This is a genomic window from Streptomyces sp. NPDC000880 (assembly GCF_053599675.1).
On sequence record NZ_JBSFMS010000012.1, the window covers coordinates 70,313 to 94,063 of the forward strand.

The 23,751-nt window shown below is 68.5% G+C and carries 22 protein-coding genes and 2 tRNA genes; 8 read left to right on the forward strand and 16 right to left on the reverse strand.

The window, feature by feature from the left end:
- Positions 1-136: 136 nt before the first annotated feature.
- The 3 genes from ACWDO5_RS06480 to ACWDO5_RS06490 form a co-directional block, all read right to left on the reverse strand.
- On the reverse strand, positions 137-1,105 hold the full coding sequence (locus ACWDO5_RS06480; protein ID WP_450528904.1) for a DUF5926 family protein: 969 nt from the start codon (positions 1,103-1,105) through the stop codon (positions 137-139).
- Positions 1,106-1,317: 212 nt separating this feature from the next.
- Positions 1,318-1,917 (reverse strand): ATP-binding protein, encoded by a 600-nt coding sequence (locus ACWDO5_RS06485; RefSeq protein WP_450528906.1) that lies wholly within the window; start codon positions 1,915-1,917, stop codon positions 1,318-1,320.
- A 47-nt stretch (positions 1,918-1,964) separates the two neighbouring features.
- The gene (locus tag ACWDO5_RS06490) at positions 1,965-2,771 is read right to left on the reverse strand and encodes a glycerophosphodiester phosphodiesterase (protein ID WP_450528908.1); all 807 of its coding nucleotides are present in this window, start codon (positions 2,769-2,771) and stop codon (positions 1,965-1,967) included.
- A gap of 239 nt (positions 2,772-3,010) precedes the next feature.
- Here ACWDO5_RS06490 and ACWDO5_RS06495 point away from each other — a divergent pair, with 239 nt between their 5' ends.
- Together ACWDO5_RS06495 and ACWDO5_RS06500 are read left to right on the forward strand one after the other, a co-directional pair.
- A complete protein-coding gene (locus ACWDO5_RS06495) occupies positions 3,011-4,525 on the forward strand; it encodes a trypsin-like peptidase domain-containing protein (protein ID WP_450528910.1) in 1,515 nt (504 codons plus the stop codon).
- Between the two features lie 45 nt (positions 4,526-4,570).
- A tRNA-Ser gene (locus ACWDO5_RS06500) sits at positions 4,571-4,655 on the forward strand.
- A 146-nt stretch (positions 4,656-4,801) separates the two neighbouring features.
- On the opposite strand, the gene ACWDO5_RS06505 is transcribed toward ACWDO5_RS06500, so the two are convergent.
- The 12 genes from ACWDO5_RS06505 to ACWDO5_RS06560 all read right to left on the reverse strand — a co-directional run bounded on the left by ACWDO5_RS06505 (position 4,802) and on the right by ACWDO5_RS06560 (position 15,354).
- Positions 4,802-6,190, reverse strand: coding sequence for a tyrosine-type recombinase/integrase (locus ACWDO5_RS06505; protein WP_450528912.1), 1,389 nt, complete (start codon positions 6,188-6,190; stop codon positions 4,802-4,804).
- 69 nt (positions 6,191-6,259) lie between these two features.
- A complete protein-coding gene (locus ACWDO5_RS06510) occupies positions 6,260-6,448 on the reverse strand; it encodes a helix-turn-helix transcriptional regulator (RefSeq protein ID WP_450528914.1) in 189 nt (62 codons plus the stop codon).
- A 157-nt stretch (positions 6,449-6,605) separates the two neighbouring features.
- Entirely contained in the window at positions 6,606-7,856 is a 1,251-nt protein-coding gene (locus tag ACWDO5_RS06515) for a DUF3631 domain-containing protein (RefSeq protein WP_450528916.1), read from the reverse strand.
- The gene (locus tag ACWDO5_RS06520) at positions 7,853-8,212 is read right to left on the reverse strand and encodes a hypothetical protein (RefSeq protein ID WP_450528918.1); all 360 of its coding nucleotides are present in this window, start codon (positions 8,210-8,212) and stop codon (positions 7,853-7,855) included. Before ACWDO5_RS06520 ends, ACWDO5_RS06515 begins: the two co-directional genes overlap by 4 nt.
- Positions 8,209-9,114, reverse strand: coding sequence for a bifunctional DNA primase/polymerase (locus tag ACWDO5_RS06525; RefSeq protein WP_450528920.1), 906 nt, complete (start codon positions 9,112-9,114; stop codon positions 8,209-8,211). Before ACWDO5_RS06525 ends, ACWDO5_RS06520 begins: the two co-directional genes overlap by 4 nt.
- An 86-nt stretch (positions 9,115-9,200) precedes the next feature.
- The gene (locus ACWDO5_RS06530) at positions 9,201-9,506 is read right to left on the reverse strand and encodes a hypothetical protein (RefSeq protein ID WP_450528922.1); all 306 of its coding nucleotides are present in this window, start codon (positions 9,504-9,506) and stop codon (positions 9,201-9,203) included.
- A gap of 219 nt (positions 9,507-9,725) precedes the next feature.
- Positions 9,726-11,816 carry a hypothetical protein gene (locus tag ACWDO5_RS06535; RefSeq protein WP_450528924.1) on the reverse strand — a complete coding sequence of 697 codons (2,091 nt, stop codon included), beginning with the start codon at positions 11,814-11,816 and terminating at the stop codon, positions 9,726-9,728.
- Positions 11,817-11,818: 2 nt separating this feature from the next.
- On the reverse strand, positions 11,819-13,363 hold the full coding sequence (locus tag ACWDO5_RS06540) for a hypothetical protein (protein WP_450528925.1): 1,545 nt from the start codon (positions 13,361-13,363) through the stop codon (positions 11,819-11,821).
- A 71-nt stretch (positions 13,364-13,434) separates the two neighbouring features.
- Positions 13,435-13,818, reverse strand: coding sequence for an RRQRL motif-containing zinc-binding protein (locus ACWDO5_RS06545; protein ID WP_450528927.1), 384 nt, complete (start codon positions 13,816-13,818; stop codon positions 13,435-13,437).
- Complete coding sequence (locus tag ACWDO5_RS06550; RefSeq protein WP_450528929.1) at positions 13,818-14,813, reverse strand: DUF2637 domain-containing protein; 996 nt, start codon at positions 14,811-14,813, stop codon at positions 13,818-13,820. Before ACWDO5_RS06550 ends, ACWDO5_RS06545 begins: the two co-directional genes overlap by 1 nt.
- Positions 14,810-15,091, reverse strand: a complete 282-nt coding sequence (locus tag ACWDO5_RS06555; RefSeq protein ID WP_450528931.1) for a DUF6303 family protein — start codon at positions 15,089-15,091, stop codon at positions 14,810-14,812. The genes ACWDO5_RS06550 and ACWDO5_RS06555 overlap by 4 nt, the downstream gene beginning before the upstream one ends.
- Positions 15,091-15,354, reverse strand: a complete 264-nt coding sequence (locus ACWDO5_RS06560) for a DUF6284 family protein (protein WP_450528932.1) — start codon at positions 15,352-15,354, stop codon at positions 15,091-15,093. The genes ACWDO5_RS06555 and ACWDO5_RS06560 overlap by 1 nt, the downstream gene beginning before the upstream one ends.
- Positions 15,355-15,814: 460 nt before the next feature.
- Between ACWDO5_RS06560 and ACWDO5_RS06565 the strand changes: the two genes are divergently transcribed.
- From ACWDO5_RS06565 to ACWDO5_RS06575, 3 genes are all read left to right on the forward strand, one after another.
- Positions 15,815-16,609, forward strand: coding sequence for a GntR family transcriptional regulator (locus ACWDO5_RS06565; protein WP_450528934.1), 795 nt, complete (start codon positions 15,815-15,817; stop codon positions 16,607-16,609).
- Positions 16,606-17,274, forward strand: coding sequence for a YdcF family protein (locus ACWDO5_RS06570; protein ID WP_450528936.1), 669 nt, complete (start codon positions 16,606-16,608; stop codon positions 17,272-17,274). The genes ACWDO5_RS06565 and ACWDO5_RS06570 overlap by 4 nt, the downstream gene beginning before the upstream one ends.
- Before the next feature lie 236 nt (positions 17,275-17,510).
- Entirely contained in the window at positions 17,511-18,578 is a 1,068-nt protein-coding gene (locus ACWDO5_RS06575; RefSeq protein WP_450528937.1) for a pentapeptide repeat-containing protein, read from the forward strand.
- A 262-nt stretch (positions 18,579-18,840) separates the two neighbouring features.
- On the opposite strand, the gene ACWDO5_RS06580 is transcribed toward ACWDO5_RS06575, so the two are convergent.
- Complete coding sequence (locus tag ACWDO5_RS06580; protein ID WP_450528939.1) at positions 18,841-19,905, reverse strand: nucleoside monophosphate kinase; 1,065 nt, start codon at positions 19,903-19,905, stop codon at positions 18,841-18,843.
- Between the two features lie 536 nt (positions 19,906-20,441).
- Here ACWDO5_RS06580 and ACWDO5_RS06585 point away from each other — a divergent pair.
- From ACWDO5_RS06585 to ACWDO5_RS06595, 3 genes are all read left to right on the forward strand, one after another.
- Entirely contained in the window at positions 20,442-20,660 is a 219-nt protein-coding gene (locus tag ACWDO5_RS06585) for a hypothetical protein (RefSeq protein WP_450528940.1), read from the forward strand.
- Positions 20,661-20,756: 96 nt separating this feature from the next.
- Positions 20,757-20,847: transfer RNA gene (locus ACWDO5_RS06590), tRNA-Ser, on the forward strand.
- Between the two features lie 600 nt (positions 20,848-21,447).
- On the forward strand, positions 21,448-23,574 hold the full coding sequence (locus ACWDO5_RS06595) for a FlgD immunoglobulin-like domain containing protein (RefSeq protein ID WP_450528942.1): 2,127 nt from the start codon (positions 21,448-21,450) through the stop codon (positions 23,572-23,574).
- Positions 23,575-23,751 lie beyond the last annotated feature (177 nt).

The following is a 23,751-nucleotide window of genomic DNA, read 5'->3' on the forward strand; positions in this document are numbered from 1 at the left end:
AGCGACCGGGCTTCTAGAACGGTAACAAGAGATCGGCAGTTCGCAAATTCGATCTCGGGTATTCGGGCAGGGATTTACCTGTCCATTGGGCGAGTTGTGACTGGGGTCACCTATCGGTCGACCGAAACCGTCACTCTCAGCTGAGGGTGACTTGGCGGTTGGTGAGCCCGCCGCGTGCCCGGCGCTCCTCTGCGGTCAGCGGCACGTCGGTTGCGAGAGCCTTCGCGAGCCGCTCGACGAGCTCGGCGGCCGGCTTCTCGCACTCCTCGGCACCCATCGAGCTCGGCAGGTCCCAGACCGGGACCATCAGCCCGTGCGCACGGAAGGAGCCGACCAGCCTGGTCCCCTCGCCGATCGAGGAAGCACCGGCGGCGTGCAGCCGGGCAAGCGCGTCCAGGAGGTGCTCCTCGGGGTGCGGCATGACCCAGCGGAGGTGGTTCTTCTCCGGGGTCTCGCACCAGTACGCGGCGTCGACGCCGGAGAGCCTCACGGTCGGGATCGCGGCGGCGTTCGCGCGCTCCAGTGATGCGGACACCTCGGGCGTGGCGCTTTCCGCGGAGTCCGGGACCCAGAACTCGAAGCCGGAGTGAACGGTCGGCTCGAAGGCGGCGTCCGCGTCGAGCAGCTCCTGCAGCCGCACACCCTCGGCGGGCACCCTCAGGGCGGCGACGGGGGTGCCGGGCTCGGCGGTCAGCGCGCGCTGCAGGGTGTCGGCCAGATCGCGGCTGAGGTCGCCGGACGAGGTGTCGTTCTGCAGGCCGAGCAGGACGGAGCCGTCGTCACGGCGCAGGGCGGGCCAGGCCATCGGCAGTACGGTCGCGAGGGTCACGGACGGCACACCCTCGGGCAGCCCGCCCTTGAGGGTGAGCGTGGCGGTCGCGGCGGGCACCAGCTCGCGCAGAGCCACCCAGTCGCACTCGCCGGGCAGTCCCTCGAACGGGCGCTGGACCAGCTCGGTCACGGCGTGCGCGGCGGCCCGGCCGTGACAGGCCTTGTAGCGGCGGCCCGATCCGCAGGGGCAGGGCTCGCGGGCCCCGACCACGGGGATCTCTCCGTCCCTGAGCTGCGGCTTCCCGGCCTTGGTCTGGGGTCGCTTCTTGGCCATGGTGTGGCTTTCTCCCGATTACGGCGGTGCTGTGTGCTGTGTCGTCGGGCGCGAGCCTAGCCGTCGGCCGGGTTCAGTACAGCTTGGCCGGGCCCTCCAGCGGGTTGAGCCGGGCCGGGACAGCTCGGTCGGGTTGTTAGGTAGGCTCTCCGCCTGACTGTCGGCGGGGCTCTCCGTCGGGCTCCGTCGGAGAGGGGCGAACTCAGCCCGGCTCAGTCGAGGTCGTCGTACGACTCCGCGAAGTCGAACCCGGGGGCTGCGACGCGCGTAGCGAAATCCTCGCGGCAGTGACCTTCGGTGACAATCACCCAGACCGTGACCTCACCGGTAGCGCTGTCGTGGACACCCCAGTCCTGGGAGAGCGCGCTGATGATGTTGAGCCCGCGGCCGCCTCGCGCGGTGACCGATGGCGTGGCTGGTACCGGCCGGGTAGGACCGCCTCCGTCCGTCACCTCAACGGTCAGCCCGCCTGCCCTGTCGACGCGCCAGGCGGCGCGGATGTCGCCGTCGCCCACCTCCGCGTGCCCCAGCGGCCTGCCGTGCCGACAGGCATTGCTGAGCAGTTCGGAAAGGATCAGTACTGCATCGTCGACGACCGATTCGGACACTCCGCTGCGGCGCAATTGCTCACGCATCCGGTGTCTCGCCTCACCCACGCCCGCAGGGCCATGGGGTACGGCCATGCTCGACGACGTGGGCACCTCCTGTGCCACCACCAACGCCACCCCCGAGACCTCCTTTGCCCCACGCCACGGTGTGAATGCCCCAATGGACTGGACCGGAAACCGGCCATGTGCGGGCCAGTGACGCACTCGTAACGATCCAATACGGACCGAACGCGCCGGTGCACTCCCTGTAATCAGCGTTGAAAACGGCCCAGTTGGGACAACACCTGTCTGGGGCGATTGGTGATAATCGCCTCGACACCGAGGCGAGCGCAGAGCTCGACGTCCTCCGGGTCATTGACGGTCCACACGTGCACGCGATGGCCCGCGCGGTGCAGCCGGGCGATATAGCCGGGGTGGTTGCGGACGATCCGCAAGCCCGGGCCGGCGATCCGCGCGCCGGCCGGCAGCCGCCCGTCGCGCAGCCGCGGCGTCACGAACTGCATCAGATAGACGGTGGGGATGTTCGGCGAAGCCGCCGAGACCCGCTGCAGGGACCGGGCCGAGAAACTCATGATCCGTACGGGTGAGTCGTCGGCCGTGGTCGGATCGGCCAGGCCGAAGCGCCCGAGTAGGTGGAGCAGCCGCTCCTCCACCTGGCCCGCCCAGCGGGTGGGGTGTTTGGTCTCGATGGCAAGCTCGATGCGGCGCCCGGAATCGGCCACCAGCTCCAGCAGTCGTTCCAGGGTGAGTACGGAGGTGAAGGACCGGTCTTTCCAGTCGGGGCTCTCCTCGCTGTCCTTCCACGACCCGAAGTCGAGGGCTGCGAGATCGGCGAGCTCCAGGGCGGAGACGGCGCCCCGGCCGTTGGAGGTGCGGTTGACGCGGCGGTCGTGGACGCAGACGAGATGCCCGTCGGCGGTGAGCCTTACATCGCACTCGAGGGCGTCGGCGCCGTCCTCGATCGCCTTCTTGTACGCGGCCAGGGTGTGCTCGGGGGCGTCTTCGGAGGCGCCTCGGTGGGCGACGACCTGGATGTTGTGCTGCCGTGCTTGAGTCACCGCGTCATGGTGTCACCGAGGCGGGGTAGGCGCGTGCAGGGGGCTGGTCCGGAAGCTGGTTCGAGGGCTGTCCGGACGGCCGTCCGGTGGCTTTGGAGATGCGTCCGTTTTGTCGGACGTAAAGGATTGCCGAGATACACACAGGTCCTGCTTACAGTGGTCTGACGTGTTGTGGGAAAAGCTGACGGCAGACAGTTGCGAGCGCTGACGAGGAACCTGTGGAACCTGAGGAGAGAGCTGTGAGCACCGAGAACGAGGGCACTGCCGTCCCGGCCGCCCCGTCCGTACCTCCTGTGCCGGGCGTCGCTCCCGAAGGCACGCAGGCATCCGAACCAGGAGCCGAGACGTCACAGACAGCCGCATCAGCTCAGCCGGACGGGACGCACCACCACTACACCGAGCCGGCAGCGGCTGCGGCCGAGCAGCCCGGGCACTCCCCCCAGCCCGACCCTGCCACCGCGCCGCTACCCGGTCCCGTCCCCGCCGCCGCGCCGACAGTCGCGCAGCACGCGGCGGGCGGCTGGCCGCCGCGCCCGCCCGCGCTCCCCTCCTACGGGGGCGGCAGCGGCGGCGGTCCGGCCTGGGGCGCGCCGGCCCAGGTCTCCGAGCCCCCGCGCAAACGCTCCGGCGGCCTGGTCGCCGCGGTGCTCGCCGCCGCGCTCGTGGCGGGCGGCGTCGGCGGCAGCATCGGCTACTGGGCCTCCGAGCGCAACGACAACACCTCCGGCTCGACCACCGTCTCCGCGGCGGACGCGCCCAAGGACTTCAAGCGCGAGCCGGGAACGGTCGCCGCGGTCGCGGCCAAGGCGTTGCCGAGCGTGGTCACCATCGAGGCGAAGGCGGGCGGCGGCGGCGTCGGCGGGAACGGCGAGACCGCGGGCGGCACGGGCACCGGCTTCGTCTACGACAAGGAAGGCCACATCCTCACCAACAACCACGTGGTGGCTTCCGCGGCCGACGGCGGCACACTGTCCGCGACCTTCTCCAACGGCAAGAAGTACGACGCCGAGGTGGTCGGCCGGGCCCAGGGCTACGACGTAGCCGTACTGAAGCTGAAGAACGCCCCCTCGGGGCTGAGCCCGCTGGCCCTCGGCAACTCCGAGCAGGTCGCCGTCGGCGACTCGACCATCGCGATCGGCGCGCCGTTCGGCCTGTCGAACACCGTCACCACCGGCATCATCAGCGCCAAGAACCGCCCGGTCGCCTCGGGCGACGGCACCAGCGGCACGAACTCGTACATGAGCGCCCTGCAGACCGACGCCTCCATCAACCCGGGCAACTCCGGCGGCCCGCTGCTCGATTCGCGCGGTGCGGTGATCGGCATCAACTCCGCGATCCAGTCGGCGGGCAGCGGCCTCGGCCAGTCGCAGGCGGGCTCGATCGGCCTCGGGTTCGCCATCCCGATCAACCAGGCGAAGAACGTCGCCGAGCAGCTGATCAAGACGGGCAAGCCGGTCTACCCGGTGATCGGCGCGACGGTCGACATGTCGACCCAGGGCTCGGGCGCCAAGATCGCCTCCGAGGGCGCGGGCGGCACCCCGGCGGTGGCCCCGAACGGCCCGGCCGCGAAGGCAGGTCTCAAGGCGGGCGACGTCATCACCAAGTTCAACGGGAAGCCGGTCGACAGCGGTCCGACTCTGATCAGCGAGATCTGGAACCACAAGCCGGGCGACAAGGTGACGGTCACGTACCAGCGCGACGGCAAGGAGCACACGGCGGAGGTCATCCTGGGCCAGCGCACGGGCGACAGCTGATCCCGGTAGTCTGTAGCCTGCTCCGCCGCAGGTGGCCGGGGCGTGGGTGGGTTGCCCGAGCGGCCTAAGGGAACGGTCTTGAAAACCGTCGTGGCGCGAGTCACCGTGGGTTCAAATCCCACACCCACCGCGCGCAGATCAGCCTAGGTGCTGGTCAGAAGGGGTGTCTCTCACTGAGAGACACCCCTTCGGCGTTCAGGCTGTCTCACCCTGGATCGGGGGTGTCCCGCCGTTGACCAGGGCGTGTGGCCAAGCTGCGGCCACGATTCGATGCCTCTACGGTGTGCCGGCCGTCCCCTCTCCGTGCCCTTCCTGCTCCGCGAAACCGCGGTCGATGAGGTCGTTCATCCGGGCCTCCTCGCCGTCCAGAACCTTCGCGTAGTACCGCTGCAGAACGGCGATGCTCTGGCCCGCCCGGCGGGCCGTCTCGGCGAGGCTCACGCCCGACCGGAGCCAGAAGGACACACAGGCGTGCCGGAGGTCGTACGGGATGGCGGCGAGGGGCGATCCCACCTGCTCGGGAGTCAACGCCCGCTTGCGTGCCTCCTTCCAGATCGAGCCGTACTCCTGGGACCGGATCGGGCCGTGGCGCACCGCCTGGAACAGCCGGCCATCATCGTCCGTGCCGAATTGCTCGATGTGCTGGCGCAGCAGAGCCACCAGGGCGGGCGGAATCGGCACGCGCCTGACCGTCCGCTGTGCCCGATGCTTCAGTCCGCGCTCCTCGTACGGCTTGCCGTCGTCGGTCCAGCCTGAGCCGACTTGCGGCCGGGCGCCCGACAGATCGAGGCGGCCCCACCCTGTCTCGGGAAGCGTGCACTGCGCGCGCCCGAGGATGGAGACCTCCTCGGGACGCAGCGCCCCGTAGTACATGCAGCCGAAGAACGCTGCGAGGTGCTCGCCCCGCTTGCCCTGACTGTGCACGGCCGTGAGCAGCGCGGCGGCCTGGGCGGGCGTCGCTACGCTCCGCTCGTCCAGCTCCTCTACCGCCTTGGGCGTCTCCCAGTGGACGCGCTGGAGAGGATTACTCGGCAGCAGCTCGCGCTCCACTGCGATGCGCAGACAGTTGCTGAAGACAGCGCGACGACGCTTCACGGTGTTCGAGGCCGCGGCCGTGCCGTCCTTCTTCTTGGCCAGCGCGTCGAGGACCACTCGCATGCGCTGGGCGCTGTCGAGGTCGGCAACGGCCGGCGCATGCTTGGCGGCCCACGCGAGCGCGGCGGCTTCGTCGGTCGGCGGCTCGGTCTCGCGCCGTCCGGCGTTGAACGCCCACTGGTACAGGGCTCGCCGCAGCAACTCTGTCTCGGGCCGCCCCTTGCCGCTCGGGCAGAGCGCGAGGGTCGCGAGCGTCAGGCTTTCGGCGATGCTGGCCCGGTGCTTGGCCGCGGCCTTGGGCCACTTGAGATCGACGTAGTTCCGGGCGTGCGCGTACCACGTCGTCCGGTTGAGCTTCCGCAGCTCCGAGACCGGGAGTCCCGTCTCGTCGTCGAACGCTTCGCCGTTGCGGGCGGCCGTGAGCAGTTGGGCCCGACGCGCATCCGCGAGCGTCTTGGTCATGAACGGCTCCTGGTGCTGCTTGCCGCCGACCAGCCAACGGAGCTGGAACGGGGCGCTCTTGCTGTTCCGGCGCCGAATGCCCCAGATGCGTACGTCGTAGGTGTGCAAGGTGGATCTCCTTCATGGAGAAGGGGCCCCGCCGATCGGCGGAGCCCCTTTGCGATGTGCGGATGTGGATTAGGCGGCGGCCTCTTCGCAGCGCTCCCACCAGGCGTCCAGGTCCTGACGCCGTACGCGGATCTGTCCGTTGGGGAGCTTGCGGAGCTTGGGCGCCTGGCCGCGGGCGCGCATGCGGTAGAAGGCGGCTCGGCTCATGCCGATCTCGGCGAGCACTTCGGGGAGCTTGAGCATCTGCGGGCGTGCCATGACTGCAACTCCTTGGCTCGTGGCCTCTTGGGGATCCGCAACATCCGCCACGCCGCAACATTGCTGGTCAGCGGCTTGGTTTTGTGGCGGATGGCTGCTGTGTTGCGGATAGGTGCCGCCACACGCGGGTGCGGCGGCACCGTGCGATTCGGGCAGGTCAGCCCGCGACGGGGAACAGCGGTGTGGCGGCTTCCGCGGTGGCGTGGCGGATGCCTGTGGCGCTATCCGCCACGGATTCACCCCTGTTGACCTGCGGTGTGGCGGACGTTGCGGATGTTGCGGACCTGGGAGGGGGCGGGGGGCAGTAGCGGGTCCACGCGTCTGTGAGGTCTTCCGCGTAGTAGCCCTTCGGGGTGCCCGAGGCGGTGCGGATGCCGCGCGGCTTGATCGGCTTGTTCGCCGGGGTGACGTACTGACCGAGCAGCTTGGACAGAGTGCGGGAGTTGAGGGGTTTGTCGTCCAGGTCGCCCCACGGGGCGTCGTCCATGGCCAGCAGGCATTCGAGGATGACCGCGGTGGGCATGCGGTCCGCTCCGCAGAACACCACGTCGCGCAGGTCGGTGAGCAGTCGGACACCGAGCGAGGCTTCGTCGTTGTCCTGCGCGGCGGCGACCAGTTCCACACAGGCGGCGCGTGCACGGGCGGGCCAGTCGCCCCCGGCCGCGTCCGCGACGGACAGCAGCGGTTCCCACACATCGGCAGGCCGGTCGGTCACCCCGTCGGGCATGGCCGGCCACGATCCGGCGACCTTGTCGCGGACGCTGTCTGCCCAGGCGGCGAGCTTGTCACGCAGGGCGTTGCCCTGCTGCTCGTGGAGGCGCTGACGGAAGGGCTCCACCTTCTCGTTGGGCGCCCGCTTGCGCATGCGGATGATGACCGAGCGGGACAGGATCGTGTCCGGCAGAGATCCCAGCCCCGCCATGGCGACCGCGCAGTAGGTGGGGAACTCCTGCACCGTCTGGTTCGCTCCGTCGCCGACGCAGCGCCACATACCGACGCCCTTGCGGTGCCCGGCGTTCAGGAAACCCCGCAGCGGCTCGTTCTCCCCAGCCTTCGGGCCGAACACGGTGTCAATCTCGTCGTAGAGGATCGTGGGCCGCTTCTCCACGCTGGAGACCGAGCGGAACATCGCCGACACGGACGCCTGAGCGGCGACCATGCGGTTCGGGACCAGCGTTTCGACGATCTCCAGCGCGCGGGACTTCCCGCTGCCCGGTTCGGGGGACAGGAAGGCGATGCGCGGGGTGGAGTCGAACGAGTCGAGCAGGTGGGCGTGTGCGTCCCAAAGGACGACCGCGACGTAGGCGGCTTCGCGCGGGAAGATGTTGAAGCGGCGGTGGAAGGCTTCCACCTCGTTGAGCAGGGCGGCTCCGTCGATGGACGGCGCGGGAGCGTTGGTGCTGGTCATGCGGCGGTCCTCCCTTCCTGGGAAGTGCGGAGCGGGCAGAGGTCCTGGTGGGCGGTGTGGTCGGCGATCAGGGCGTGCACCTTGCGGTGACCGACCGCGCTGCGATCCCGAACGCACGCGCATCGCGAGGTGGCGGTGGGAATCGCGCCCTTGGGCGCGCTGATGTGGAGCATGGCGACCACGTATCGGCCGTCGCCCTGCTGCCCGTCAGGGCGAACAGAAGAAGGGACGCCCTGCCGGGCGGCGATCTTCGCCGCACCACCCTGGGACGCGGCAGAGGTTGGTTCGGCGAGGCTTGGGCCGGTGGGGGTGGCAGGAAGGCTTTTCAGTGCAGGGGGGCGCGGCGGCGTGCTCATGCCGCATCCCGCGGTCGGGCGGTGCGGATCGACCAGTTCAGAGCGCTGCGCAGGGTCGAGCGGCACTCGTACGACTTGAGGCCGGCCGACTCCCCAGCAGCCTGAAAAGCCTGCTCTACCTCGTGGCGGGGGATGTCGCCCCATGCCACGAAGCGCCCCATGGACCGTGCGGACGTGAAGAGCACGGCTTCCCGCCCGCCTTCCGGCGTGGCCGCGACCTTGGCGCACTCGCGGTCCAGGGCGACCTGGGCAACGCGGGTGGCATCGCGGGCCGGGGCGATGGTGGTTGGGGTGCTCGGCTTGGGCGCGGGCCGGAGCGCGGTGAGCAGCCATGCGGGCAGCGGAGCTACGGGAGCGTCGCTGATCACCTCGTACCTTCCTGCCGGGGTGGTGCTGCCGGGGGCGACGACGTAGCCGCCGCGGGCGCGGGTGTCGATGTTCGGCCCGAGCGTGTCTTGGGTGTTGCCGAGCCTGGTTTCGGCGGGGGCGGTGAAGTACAGGTGCCGCCCACCACCACTCGCAGTGCGCACCGTTCGCGTTGCGGGCATGTCCTGTCCGGCGCGCTCGCAGAGCGCCTTGAAGGTCGTCACGCCGGAAGGCGTGTCCGCACTGCCCTTGTCCTTGGGCATGTCGAGATCTACGACGACCAGCCCAGACGGGCCGGTCGCGATGCCGATGTTGAACGGGCCCGCGGACCAACACCGTTCGATCCGGGCCCGATCCGTGGTCGCGCGCTGCTCCCACTTCACGTGCCCGCCGGCGCACTCGCCCCGCCGGGTGCAGGACTTCTCGCCGTGCAGGGCCGGGGGCTTGTCGCCGGGACGGAGCGGCAGGACGAACCAGCCACGTTCGGCCGCGTCCAGCGCTGCGCGCAGCAGCGCGGGGCGGGGGTCATGGGTCATGCTGGAGGTCTCCAGTTCTCTACAGGTGGGCTGGACAGCCGGGGTGACCGCGCTTCTCTGGCGGGATGGAGCGGTCACCCCGGGCGTCATTTCTGGGGTCGGGTGAGCTTGAGCGTGAGTCCGCCGATGCCGATCGGTCCGGCTGCCCCGGCGATGACGGTTGCGGTGTGAACGGCGAACTCGAACAGGGCGAGGATCGCGGCGACCGTGCCCGCGACCCCGATCGCTGCCGCGAGGGCGATGCCCAGCGGCGCAAGGTAGGTGCGCGCCGGCCGCGGGGCCGGGGCCGCCTGCTGGACGACGATGATCGGTCGTCCCTCGCGTTCGGCCTGTCGGTAGAGGTCGGCCGGTATGTGTGGGGCGAGTAACCCGGGCGGTTCGTGGCGGTGCATGGCGGTGCCTCCTTCGGGTGGTTGCGCGGTGGGTGGAACGCACCGGGCAGCACCCCGTGGGTGGGGTGCTGCCCGGTGTCGGCTTGTCGTGGCGCTTGTCGTCTGGCTTGTCGCTTGTCTTGTCTTGTCGCTTGTCGCCTTGCAGGTCACAAGCCGTTTCCGGCTCTCTCAGGGCCGCGTAGGGGCCTTCTCGTGGCCGGGGTGACAAGCGACAAGCGGTCACCCTTGGGGCGGGGTGTCGGGGGCGTGGCGGTGGTGGACGTAGCGGGCTTTGGTGCCGGTGCCGATGCGTACGGCGGTGCCGTCGTCGGTCCACGTCTTGAGCCAGCCGACGACGGTCTGCCGGGTGGTGCCGTGCTCGTCGGCGAGCGCCCGAGCGATCGCCGATGCGCCGGTGCCCTCGGGCCCGGCGGCGAGCAGCAGCGCGAGCGCGGCTTGCCGCGCTGCGTTGTCCTCGTTCCGCAGAGCCGACAGGTTCAGCCCCGACCCTGCGGACGGCTGCTCCGGCTCGGAGTCGTCCGATTCGGGTGCGGTGCCGAACTGGGCGTCGATCTGCTCCCGGAACTGTCGCGCGAGCGCGTCCTCGTCCGACTCCGCAGCGGGCGGCTGCTCGCTGCGGAGTGCGGACAGGATCAGCCCACCCACCGTGCCGGACCGCTCTGCGGGGTTGTTACTGGGGTGGTTGTCGCGCATCCATGCGGTGCGGGCGTGGTCCCAGCGGCGGGCATAGTCGGGCCCGGCGGCCTTGGCCGACGTGGCGTCCAGTGCGGGGTGTCGGTCGGATGTGGCGGCGACGATGTCGCGGATCTGGTTGGGCAGGATCCGCCATGACTTGAACAGTGCGACTGACGATTCGGGGGTGCCCATGAACCCGGCGCCCTTGTAGGGGGCTTGGTCGACGCGGAGTCCGCGGGAGCCGGGGAACTGTTTGCCGAGATCCATGCCCTCGGTCTCGCCGCCGGTGAGGGCGACGCGTACCTTGGCTTCCCGGCGGATCATCAGGTTGCCCAGCACTGCTCCGGTGGCTCCGAGGGCGGTCAGGACGGTGCGGATGCCCATGGCGCGGGCGATCCGGATGACCTCAAGGATCTTCTCGGCGAGCTTCCGTGACTGCTTGTCGCTGCTGGCCAGGATCTCCGCACCCTCATCGATCACGATCATGATCTGCGGGATGCGGTCGCTGATCGGCAGCAGGTCCGTGTTCGCCTTCGACATCAGGTCCTGGTAGGCCATCTTCCGGTGCTTGGCCACCTTGACCGCGGCATCGAGCATCAGCATCGCCTCGTCGTGCGAGGCGGCGAGCCAGTCGACACCCGGCCGCATCTCCTCCCCCGACTCACCATCCATGGCGGGGCGAACCCACGGCAGACCCGCCGAACCGGCGTTCAGGTCGATCACCCACGTCAGTACGTCGGTGGCGCGGGCGAACCCGGCGAGGATCGTGTGGACCATATTGGTCTTTCCCGAACCGGTCGGCCCGACGACCAGCGCGCACTGCTCGCGCAGGTAGGCGCGGATCTCGTCTGCGTTCGTCCGCAGCCCCCACGGGATCCCGGTGTGGACGGACAGGGGCGCGTAGTCGGTCGGGTAGGTGACCTCCTCGGCGAGCACGTTCACCGTGGTCACGTCGAGCAGCACGCGCCCTTGGTGGATGCCGGGCGACGCGGCGGCGGTGCAGCCGTGCGGTAGCCGCGCGTCCGCCGACAGTGCCGCCGATTGGCCCGCGATTTTGTCGTACGTCGTGCCGCCGGCCGGGAGTTCGGCGTCGATGGTGAAGCCGGTGCCGGTGGGCCACATCTCGACCGCGAGCACCCGCAGGGTGATGCCGCAGACGCGCTGTACCCGGTCGACCCATTCGGCGGCGATCGCCCGGCGCTCTGCGGACAGTTCGCGGGCGACTTGGCGTTCGTCGGCGGCGATGGCTTCCAGCTCCCTTGCCTCCTCGTAGAGGAGGGTGGAGCGGGCGGCGGCCCCGATGCCGACTCCGATGGTGGCGAGAGATCCGAGCGCGGCCCACGTGAGCGGTCCGGTGGTCATGGCCCACGTCGTCCACCCGGCGCCGATGAGCCAGGAGGCGGCGCGCATGGCGATGGTGCGGGCGGACAGCCGCTCGCGCAGGCTGGAGACGGTGTGGCCGATGGCGCCGGCCGCGCCGACGGCGAGGGCCCAGCCGGGCGGCATGCCGGTGGCGGCTCCGGTGGTGGCGACGGCGAAGGCTCCGGTGGTGGCGGACATGGCGCCGGTCACGGGTCCGTGACCGGCAGCCCAGTCCCACACCGGCCCGGTGCTGGCCTGTGTGTTGGTGGTCATGGTTAGACGTTCCATCCCTTCTCGGCCTCGGGCCCGTTGCGCGGGTCCTCGTGGCGGGCGATGTCCTGCTCGTGGGCCTGCCGGAACAGCGGGCCCATGTCCTCGGCGACCGCGACAGCCGACATGACCGCGCCGAAGATGTCGTTGAAGCCGTCCGCGACTTCCTTCTCCAGCGGGAACTCCGAGTCGGAGCGCTCCGCGAGGATCCGCATCGTGTTCGCCACGCTCGTGAGCGCGGCCGGGAGCCCTTCGACCATGGCGAGGATTTCCATGGCGTTGTCGGGGTCGTAGCTGTTGGCGGCGGATTCCATCTCCGCCGCGTGGTCCTCGAATCGGAAACCGGACACGTTTTCTCCCTCACTCGTGGTCGTGGTGGGTGCTGCCGGCGTCGGTCCGGACGGGCGTTCCGCCGTGCCGCCGACCTGCTCGGTGCTGTCGTCGGCCGCCTCGGCATCGGCGGCGGCTTCCTCGTCCTGCAGGGCGGCGCGGATCGCGTCGTCCCGCTGGTCTCGCTGCTCTTCCGCGGTGCGCGTGAGGCGGGCGTAGAGGCGGCGGCCGGGATACATCAGCCAGGCCCAGCCGAGCTTCCGGCCGAGCGGGGTGGTGAGCATCCCGACGATGCCGAGGGCCCCGGCGAGCAGCGCGGCGAGCAGTCGGCGCTGCTGGAATCGGGCGGCGGACCGCCACAGGGCCTTACGCGCCTTCTTGCGGGCGGGTGCCTTGCGTACCGCCGCGCGCTGCTGCCCGACCTGCCCGGCGGCCCGCTGGTCACGCACCGCCCGCGCCCGGTCAACGGCACTGCTGCGGGCCTTGCCCGCCTTGCCCAGCCCCTTCGCCGCGGTGCGGCCTATCGGTCCCTTGCGAGCCAGGGAGGCGGTCCGGGCCTGGGACTTGGCCGCGCGGCGTGCATCGGCGACTGAACGGCGTGCACCGCTCGTCTCCGTGCGGCGCGTGGCCCGCGACGGCGACGCCTGCCGCTGTGCTTCCCGTAGTGCCTTGACCTGCCCCGTCCGGCCGCGGGTCTTTCCCCCGGCCGGACCGGCGCCGATGGAAGCGGTCCGGGTCTTGCGGCCGCTCGCCGCGGGCTTGCCGGATGCTGCCGAACCGGAAGCACCGCGGCTGGTCTTGCCCCGGCCGCCCAGCGCACCGCCGGGCTTCCCGCCCGTGCGCTGGGCAGTGCTGGTCTTGCTCAAGGTGGGACGCTGCTGTGGCACCCGGCCGGCCGGGGCGCGGCGGGCACTCGCGCCGTTGGCCGCCTTGCTACGGTCGCCAGTCTTCCGCCGCTGGTCGCGATGGTTGCGCGTGGCGGCCGTGGCTCCGAGGACGACGGCCCCCGTCGCGGCGAGGGCGACGGCGGCCGGTCCGCCGACCAGCGCGGCGGCGGCCAGCAGGGACGCGGTGGTGTTCGTGCCCGTGACGGCGAGGGGGACGACCGGCCAGCCGCCGGCAGCAACCGCGGCGCGGTTGGGTCCGGGCGGCTGCTGGGGCGGGGTGTCCGGTGCGGCGGCCTCGGGGGCCGCTACCGGAGTGATGGTGGTGTCGGTCATGCTGAGTGCACTCCTTTGTGGGAGTAGGGGCCCGGCCGGATCTGTGGTGGAGAGGGCCGGGCCCTGCGGATTCAGGCAGCGCGTTGTTCCTCGGGGTAGGCGCAGGTCACGCACATGCCGAGCGAGGTCGGGATGCAGTAACCGGCGTCCAAACGGCAGCTGGGGCAGGTACGGCGGGCGAGCATCGCCAGGGCGAGCGCTCCCCACTTACGCGACGTCATCGGCCGCACCGGCTTGGCCCGGTCGAGCCGGTACAGGTAGGCGACCTGTACGCCGCCGCGATGCCGGTTGGCGCGCATGAGCTGGGCGGCGATCGGCTGCCCGCCGGGCCGCAGCCCGCGGGCCCGTAACTGCGTGCGGGTTGCGTAGCCGTCCGGCGCCAGCCGCCACGGATAGGTCGGTATCCCGTAGCGGGCGCCGGTCGGGTCGTAGCACTTGCCGAAGGCGGGCGACATCAGACCACCGCTTCAACGGGCGCCGCGCTTTCACGGAGCTCCTGGTAGCGAGTGGAGACCCAGCCAACCGACCAGCCGCACAAGTCGGCCGCGGCCCGCACCGGCAGCCCCTCGCTGAACGCGGCGTGCACGATCCGGCGGGCGTGGTCCTCGGGCAGCTTCTCGTTCACGGGGCCGCCCGCGAGCAGTGCGGCGCGTTCACGCTCGGCCCGCTCGTCGCGCTCGCGCTGTTCACGGCGGGCCGCTTCCTCACGCTCCCGCCGCTCCTGCTCGCGGCGTTCGGCGGTCTCGCGTTCACGGCGTTCACGGTCGCGCTCAAGCTGTTCACGCTCGCGTTCACGGCGTTCACGAGCCTCCCGCTCGGCACGCTCGCGGGCTTCGGTCCGCTCGCGTTCCTCGCGCCGTGCGGCATCTTCCCGTTCGGTCTGTTCACGGGCCAATGCCGCTTCGTGCTTGCGTTGTTCACGGGCCAGCGCGGTGGCATGCTCGCGCTGCTCGCGGGCCCGCTGCTCGGCCGCCTCGCGGCGTTGCGCAGCAGCCTTTTCGCGCTCTATCTGCTCGGCCCGCTGCTGGGCTTCCTGCGCTGTCAGGGCGGCGGTGATGGCGCGCCGGTAGGCGAGCCCGGTCTCTGCGGTGACGATCAGCAGCAGCGGCGCGACCGCATGCACGGCCACGCCGACCAGGTCTTTCCTCAGTGCGGAGTCGGCGACGTTGAGGGCGAGGGTCATGCAGCCGGTCATCCACCGCAGGACGACGGGCCACCGGCCGCCGTGTCCGCCCAGCCGCGCCAGCACGGCGTCGAGGCGGACCACGATGACGACCGCGGCGTCCACCACCAGCGGCAGAATCGGCGCGGTCCAGTCCCACTCATCCGGCGTGTGCTTCGCCATGAGCGGGGTCACGGTGAGGATTGAGTAGAGCATCGCCCCGGCGACGATCAGCCAGGTCCCGACCGACAACGCGCGCTCGGCTGAACGGATCTGAACACTGTTCATTCCGCCGCCTCCCGCACCGTGATCGAGGCGATCAGCCGGACCGGCGACGCGGGATCGTCACCGGGCGCGATGTCCTCGATCCAGTCCCACTCCGTGTCGTCCGTGAACGCGTAGCCGAGCGCGTTCAACGCCCGTGAACGCTCCTGAACGGTCGGCACCGCAGCGCCGCCGAAGTGGTACTCGGGCCACTGCGACACCGGCCCGGGCAGCACCACGTACAGCCGCCAACGGCCGCTCGTCCAGCTGGCGGCCATCTGCGCCGTGAACGTGCCGGCCATCAGGCCACCTCCGGCGCGCTCGCAGCCGACCGGTTGACCAGCGCCCTACGCGCGGACAACACCCGGCGGCGCGCCCGCCGGATCCGCCGCGCGTCCAGCGGAGACAGCGACCGGTCCAGCACCGTAATCTGCGCGTCCAGCAACTCGAGCTCCGCCGTGATGACGGGCATCTCGTGCTCGATCGCGTCCAGCTCCGCGGCCGTGGGCTCGCGGTCGAAACCAGCGGCGGTAACAACCGCCTGAACAGCACCGATGTGCTCCATGGGTCGTACTCCTCTCAGACAGGAACGGCCCAAACAGCGGCCCCGGTGGTAGGACACCGGGGCCGCGCGCCGTAGAAGTCGGTAGATCCGGCTCCCCACGCCCCACCCGTACGGCAGCAAGCCGGACGGGCGAGGGAGGCAACCGGCCGCAACACCGGAGCGCTGCGGAAGGGTTGGGATTGCGTTGTCCTCTGCGCAGGCGAGAGCCCACGCACGCCGCCTGCTTGGGGCACAGGAGAGACGGCAAATCCTTGGCACGCTGTTCAGTTCTCAAGGCGCTATCGCTTCCTTCGAGCCCGTTTCACGGAGCCCTCCGGGCGTTGCGGGCACGCGAAGCAGCCCCAACAGGGGCTGTAGTCCTAGGACTGCGTGACCGCTAGTGAGACAATGCACCCGCAGTCCCAGGACTGTCAACAGTCCTGGGACTATGTTTCACTGGTCGCGTCGAGAGGAGGCTCGTATGGCACCGAAGTGGCGGGAGCTGGCGGACAAGCTGGCGGAGCGAATCAGGTCGGGCGAGTACGCGCCCGGTCAGCAGTTGCCCCATATCAGGGACCTCGTCGAGGCCGGGGAGGGGTCAAAGTCCACGGTCCATGCGGCCTACAAGGCGCTGGAAGCGGAAGGTCTTATTGCGTCGTCCCGCGGCCACGGCACGATCGTGCGGCAGCAGACTCCACTGAAGCGGCTCGGCATCGCGCGGTACGACAAGGCGAAGTGGCGCGACGGCGACGAGGTGGCGTTCATCGCCGACCGGGTGGCGTCGGGACGCGCCTACCGCCGTGGAGAGCAGACGCAGACGGTCTCTCGTGTCGAAGCCCCGCCGGCGGTCGCTGAGGCGCACGGCCTGCCTGTCGGTGCCGACGTGTACGCGCGCGCCCGCCTGGTGAAGGAGGGCGACCAGCCCACGCACACCCTGACCAGCTACTACCGCCCCGAACACGTCGAGGGCACGCGTATCGTCGACCCTCAGCCCGGCCCGGCCGGCCGCGGCGGTGGCTTCCGCGTTCTGTACGACGCGGGGTACGAGATCGACCACATGAAGGAGCAACTCTTCGCCCGCGTCCCCACGGCAGAGGAGGCAAAGCTTCTTCAACTGACTCCCGGGGAATGGGTGGTTGAGCTGCACCGCACGACGTTCACAGCCGACGGCACGGTGGTTGAGTTCGCCATTGGGATGCACGCCGCATCGCGCTTCGCGTGGGAGTACGACTTCAAGGTGCCGGACTCGGCGAACGATCAGGAGGCGCGGCAGTGATCTCGGAGCAGGCGTGGGCGGATGCCCAACTTCTGTGGGACTACCACCAGATGCACCACGAGCCGCGGCCCTGCTCGGTCGCAATCGGCCTTGGTAGCCATGACTTGGGCGTGGCTGACACAACGGTGGAGCTCTTCAAGCGCGGCATGGCGCCGCTCATCGTCTTCACGGGGGCGACCAGCCCCACCACGAAGGACCGCATGCCGCGCGGCGAGGCGGTCCACTATCGAGAGCGCGCACTGCAGTTGGGCGTGCCGGCTGACGCGGTGCTGGTGGAGCCTCTCGCCCGCAATACGGGCGAGAACATCCGCTTCTCGCGCGCGCTGCTGGAAGAGACCGACGTCGCTGTCTCATCCGTGCTGCTGATCAGCAAGCCGTACGAGGAACGGCGCGCGTATGCCACGGCGCGGAAGCTGTGGCCCACAGTTGAGATCGTGAGCGCATCCACACCGATGGCTTTCGCGGACTACGTGGAGTCGATTCAGGATGCGCGCCTGGTGATTGACATGCTTGTTGGCTCACTTCAGCGGCTGCTGATCTACCCTAAGCACGGATTTATGATCAGCCAGACGGTGCCCGACGACGTGAGGGCGGCGTACGAGCGGCTGGGCCGCGCAGGCTTCACAAGTCGACTCGTGCCGGAAGGCGCAGATGCGAGTCGCTGAGCGCATTTACGTGCACAGAACCGCAGCCTGAGTAACAACTATCTCTACGGGTTCAAGGCGCCGCACAAGCGCGCCGCGGCCGCGGGCTTGCCTCTGTCTCGCCCGGCTGCCCACTGCCGGACGGCGGCGCACCGAGCGCGGACGCCAACCGTTTGAGAATCGGCCAGCACGGGCGGGTGTGCGCGTTGCCCCCGAACGGAGTTCAACTTCACGCGGCGCAGAGCAAGATGTCCGTCATGAAGCGCATACCTAAGGCCCTCGGTGCCATCCTGCTCGGCCTCCTCGCGGTGGTCGCGCTCTGCGGCTACGGCTGGCTCCTGTGGAAAGGGCCCTGGTACTTCGACCGGCCGCACCTCCGGCAGCGTGACCTCCAGCCAGCCGATGGCGTCGTGATCACCGGCTTCCGCACCATGCTGGTTGCCCTGGGAGCGGGACTGATCACGGTCATCGGCCTTTGGTACACCAGCCGAAATCATAGACTCGCGCGAGAGCAATTCACTCAAACCCAAAACCAATTGAAGCTCGCTCAACAACAATTCGAGCATGCGCAAGAACAGTTCGCGCATACACAAAGAAAGGATCGAGAGCAGGCGGAGATTGCCCGCGAAGGGCAAGTCGCAGATCGCTACGTTGAGGCGATCAAGCTTCTGGGGTCTAGTAGCCTTACTCAACGCCTAGGCGGCATTTACTCTCTTGAACGGATCATGAATGACAGCGAGCGAGACGCGAATACCGTGGTCGAGGTGCTAGCAGCATTCATCAGAAAACCGCCGCGTGCAGACGATGAAGTCGGCGCGGCCACGTCGAAGCCGCCTGTCTCCGAGGATGTGCAAGCGGCGGTAACGGTCCTGGCCAGGATGCCCGAAGGTAGACCAGGTACTCCAGTAAATCTAGCAGGGTCCGACCTGCGAGGGGCCAAACTCGAACGCGCTAACCTCGCCCTGTGGGACTTGCGATTTGCCGATCTCTACAAGGCGAACCTGCGATGGTCGGAGGCTGTCGGTGCAAACCTAGAGGGTGCAAATCTAGAAGGTGCGAACCTGTATGGTGCAGACTTGCAGGGTTCTGACTTGAGTGAAGCCAATCTCGTTGACGCGAACCTATGGGGTGCTAAGACCCGTGAGGCTGTTCTCTTTCGCGTGGACCTTTCGCAATGCCTAAATTTGCATCGCAGTCAGATACTCGATGCTTTCATTCTGGTCAGCACGATCCTGCCGAAAGATATGAAAGGGGATGAGCAAATCGAGCAGCGCATGCGGGAAGGGGAACGGATCGCCGACGGCAGGGACCCTTACAATGTCTAGATCCCGGCATATGCGGCCTTCCGTTGCACCGTGCGAGCATCGCGACCGCAGCAACGAAGGCGCTAAGTACTGGCGTAACCCTGAAAATCTGATGTCTACGCTCCGTGCCACGGCTGTGCCACATCGTGCGGCTAATGTCAGCAGCTACTTTGCGCCCCGATGCGCCGCCGTTAACCGTGCCTGGGCTGGCCTCGCCCTGCGATCACCTCGCGTCCTCGCTCCACCTGCCGCCAGGCTTAACAAAGCCGCTCCACACGTATCGTTAGCCAAAGTGCTCAGCTAGGGCGGAAATTGCGCGCGCTGTCACGTCTGGGATAGTCCCCAGACCGGAGATGGTGACAAGTCGACCCTCGCCCCTATATTTCTGAATAATGGGTTTCCTGACGTCATTCCAAACGTCCCAGCGTTGTCCGATCACACGCCTTGAATCATCCGCTCGCAACGCGAGGTCACCGCCGCAGACGTCGCAGACGCCGTACCGTTTGGGCGCCGCATACGCCAGGTGAGCAACGTGGGAACTATCTCGCGTGCAGATCCGGCGGCCCACAAGACGCTTGAACGCCTCCTCCCGAGGAATCTCGAAATCTAACGCGACGTCAACCCTCTTGGCTTCCAGCGCGAGTATCTCGTCGATCATCTCCGCCTCGACTAAATTGCGTGGTACTCCATCGAGGAGGAAACCGCCATGCACGTCCGGATCCGCCAGTCGCTCACTGAGTATTCCCAGAACAATCTCATCCGGGATCAGTAGACCTGCTTCAATGAAACTCTTGACCTTAACACCTAGGTCTGTACCCTCAATAATGTTCTTACGGTACAAATCTCCGAGGTGCACTGAGGGAATACCGAGCTCCCGGCTGAGAAATGCACGCTGTGTACCCTTACCTCCTGCCGGAGGGCCCACCAAGAGGATCCGGAGGGACTCTCTAGCGCGCAGTTGAGCAGAATCCGGGAGTAAATGACCTCCGAGGGAGCCGGCATCGAGAAGCATCTTCTTCGCCGATCGCGATATCTCATCCGCCTGTTCTCGTGCGGACTCCAGGATGGTTCGCGCTTCGGCTCGCGCTGCCTCAAGAATCTGGTCTGCTTCTTCCCTCGCCTGTGCCAAGACATGTTCAGCGAGATCCGACGGCGGGTGGTGCCCGTCGTCAGGGGCGACGGCAGCGCCCTCATGAGGCTTGGGCAGCGAAGGGTGCTTCCTCCCCTTCCGTGCACTGGCCGCTCGGCGCTGATGAAGCTTGATCTTCTTCCATCTCGCTCGCCACTGCTCACGCAGTCCGTGATCATCGTCGACCAACTGCCGCACCAGTTCAAGTGTGAAATCCATGGACGGAAGTCGCTTTCCGCCAAGAGCCTCGGAAATCGCGGAGGAGGAGAGAGTCACGCGCCCTGCGCATCTCGCAGCCGCCTCGATCTCTCGGTAGGCAGGGGCGCCACGATCTACGTGTAGTTCGTGCAGTGCGTCAGCGAAAGCAGCCAGTTCGCGCTCGTAGGTGTGGATGGCGCGAACCTCAGACGACTCAGACGGTTCAGACACGCCAACGGCTCCCTCCCGTTGTCCGGACGGTTCACGGCGTGCCTGCCAGTCAGGCGTATGTCGCGCGGCTGACACTCCCTCAGACCAGCGTAGGGGCCTGTGACCGAAGACTGCCGAGCTTCGCCGAATATTGCCGTACGCAGGCGATCGTCCTCGGACGTTCCGCACCTTTCATCTGTCCTCGGCCTTCAACGGTCCTTGGTCGGAGGTCTCCGGGCCTCGTCGCTCCGCTACCTAAGTGCCGAATGCCAGCGCTCTCATGGACCCATCGCACAGGGCGGGCCCCGACAGTCGGAGCAACGCCCATGCAGGAAACGAGGTGCTTTATGGCTGCCTGGCCGCGGACGCAGTGCCCCGTCTGCCGCCGCTCCATCGCGGTGAACCCAGACACCCGGAAGATTGTCGACCACAAGCACCCGCGCCCCCGTGAACAGGCGCTGGATCTTGTGCTGTGCCACGGGTCGGAACGGGAGGTTGAACTGGGCGGCGTGCTGTTCCTGCCCTTCGACGAGGAGGCTGAGGAGGGGAAGTTGACGCTGTTCTGAGCGGCGGCCGCGTGCGGTCACGAAGTGGTCATGGTGAGGCTCTGCGCGGCCAACCTGTGGCCAACACCCCAGCATGGAAGTCCTTCGACACTCGTCTGCCGAGGTCACGTGCCTGGAGGATCGACGTAGGCGTTGGTCTTGAAAACCGTCGTGGCGCAAGTCACCGTGGGTTCAAATCCCACACCCACCGCAGCAGTTCAGAGAACGTGCTGATCAGAAGGGGTGTCCCGTTCCAGGGGGCACCCCTTCGTCATGGGGCCTGTCTCACCCTGAACCGCCCCGTACCGCTTTGGATCATCGTGTGTGGACCAGGTGTGGACCAGATTTCTCCCTGCTCCGGGCCTCCCAACAGGCACTTTGGGCCATGTGTGGGCCGGCGGGGCTTCATCTGCTGGCACCGAGTGACGAACTCGCACTTGCCCGGATAAATCGATCTGGTGTTCGACTTCACTTTTCGTTCCGTGCTACCTTCACCCGCCGGTGGATGGCACCGCGACGACCCCCACTCCGCGATGAACAGCCGCCTCAACTTACTCTGTTGGAGGTGCCCGTGGCTCACGCCACAAGATCAGGCCGCAAGCGAACTCTCCTACGCGGTGGTATCGCCGCTGCAGTTGCACTTGGCCTTACTGCCGGTGTCGCGCCACACTCTCTCTCCAGCGCTCACGCCGAGACGGCACCGCTGGTGATCCCGCTGCCCGATCGGTACAAACCGACGGGCAACCCTGTGTTCGGGGCAGGGACCACCGGCGTACTGGAGCGGCGCGAGCTGGCCACAGTTGCCGCGATGAGCGAGTACCAATGGACCCCGTACGGTGGGGATTCCATCTTCGCGGGCTCCCCGTCGGACCAGGTCACCGCCACTGCCTCCGACATCGTCAGCGACTCCTTCACCGACCGGGTGACGCTTAAGGACATGAAGGCAGGTAGCAGCACAACTCTGACCCTGCCCGCCGGACAGCTCTTCAAGGGAAGTTTCGGCGACGCCGTGCTCACGGCCACCCGGAACGAGACCAATGAGATCAACGGCCTGCACATACTGCGCAAGACGGCCGACGGCCTGTCCGACACTCCCGTCACCGGGCTGAGCGGCTGGGTGGAGCGGTACGACACCGTGCTCGGCGGCGACACCCGCTCGGTCGCAATCTGGTACGCAAAGCCCGATGGGACTCGTGGTGTCGGCTTGCTGGACCTGGAGTCGGCGAGCGTCCGTCCGATCCTGCCGGGCGTGACCGGAGGAGCCACCGCCCGCGTGGTGTTCTCCGACACGCGCCTGGCCTGGTACTCGCCCGACGGCGGGAACACCACCGTGCGCGTACTGAACCGCGAAGCGCTGGATGGCCCGGACGCCAAGGTGGCGCTGCCGACCGGCGGTGAAGGCACCGTGCGGATCGGGCTCGTCGGCGACTCGCTCCTGACGACCTGGGACGTGCAGCAGCAGGACGGCGACCTCCTCCAGCGACTGGGCGAGCCACTCAAGGCGGTCCCGATCGCCGGCGGCGAGGCCACGACACTATTGCCACACGCGCATGCGGAGATGGCGCAGGTGCCGGGCGGCGGCGTCATCGTCACCGGCGGTGACACGGCACAGGATTGGGCAGTGCGCAAGGTTACCGCCACCGACGACGGCAGTCTGGGGCTGACCACGCTGCGGACTGTGCCCGTCAAGCGTGCGGCGGTGGACGGGGTGTCGCTGACCGCGGGAGAGTTGGTGACGAGCGAGCGGGACAGCAACTACCTTCCCTCCCTGTACCAGCGGGACATCACACTCGGCGGGACACCGGAGGCAGGAGAGCGTTCCCTGCTGGCGCAGCCCGATCCGGCGGCTGCCGGGGACGCGCAGCGGGAGTTCTCCACCGCGCCGGTCACAGGTACCGGTGATGGCCGGTACGCGCTGACTGCCATCGGCGAGGATGGCCGGTACGACCTGGAGGTGGTGGCTCCCGGTGGGCAGAAGACGGTCGTGCCACCGGTGGACCCGGCGACCGGTGAGGCGCTGCCGACGGGCCACCACACCTGGGTGACCTCGGCCTCCGGACGGTATGTGGTCTTCGGCGACCTCGGGCGCCTGGACAGCGACGTTCAGTACGTGGTCGACCTCGAGGCGGCGGGTGGCGCCAAGGTGATCCGCACCTACAAGGGCCGCGGTGGAGTCGCTGTGCGGGGTACGGAACTGTGGACGGCCGGAGACGTCGCGGGCACGCTGACGTCCCTCGACCTGAAGAGCGGTGCGACCGAGACGGTGCAGACCGGCGACGACTGCGTCCCGGTGGACGTGCAGGCTGTCGGCCGCTGGGTGTCCTGGGACTGCCACCTGAGCATTTCGGGCGGCCACGGTGTGTACGACCGCGTGTCCAAGGAGCAGGTGGGCGGGTACTACTCGGGCACGCTCGGTGACGGCTACATCGTCACCCACGACACTGACAACCAGCGGCTGATCGTGTCGTCCATCGGGGGGGACACCAGGATCATCGCTACGACACCCGAATGGGCTGCCGGGAAGTACCTCGACGTGGACCGTTTCGGCACCGGCATCGCCTTCCTCGCGGACGACGCCAAGGACCTGCAGATCTTCGATTCCGGCGTGCCGACCTCGCCGCTCGCGGAGATCGAGTCGAGGGTCGAGACATCGGTGGACCTGCAGTCCGCCACCGACCCGACGTGGCAGGCGACGTGGCAGCTCTCCAAGCCTGCCGTCGGCGCCAAGGTCACGATCAGGAACCGTGCCGGCAAGGTCGTGCGTACGCTCGATGCGGCGCTGAGCGCTGCGGCCCTCACGACCGCCTGGGACGGCCGCACGGACTCCGGCAAATCGGCGACCAATGGCACTTACACCTGGCAGCTGACAGCCGCACCAAAGGATGGCTCTGGCGCCGACCTGTCACTGACCGGCGAGATAACCCTCACCAGTTGAACCGCGCCGGTACGTATTTCCTATGTCGGGGCTGGGAACCTCAACGCGGACGGATAGGCCGATCTGCTGGCCCGGCACCAGGACGGCGCTGTTCTAAGTAGATAGAGATCAAACCGAAGACAGGCAGGCGCTGGCGCAACGGACGCACGTCCGTCCGGAACAAGGCGGCACCACCCG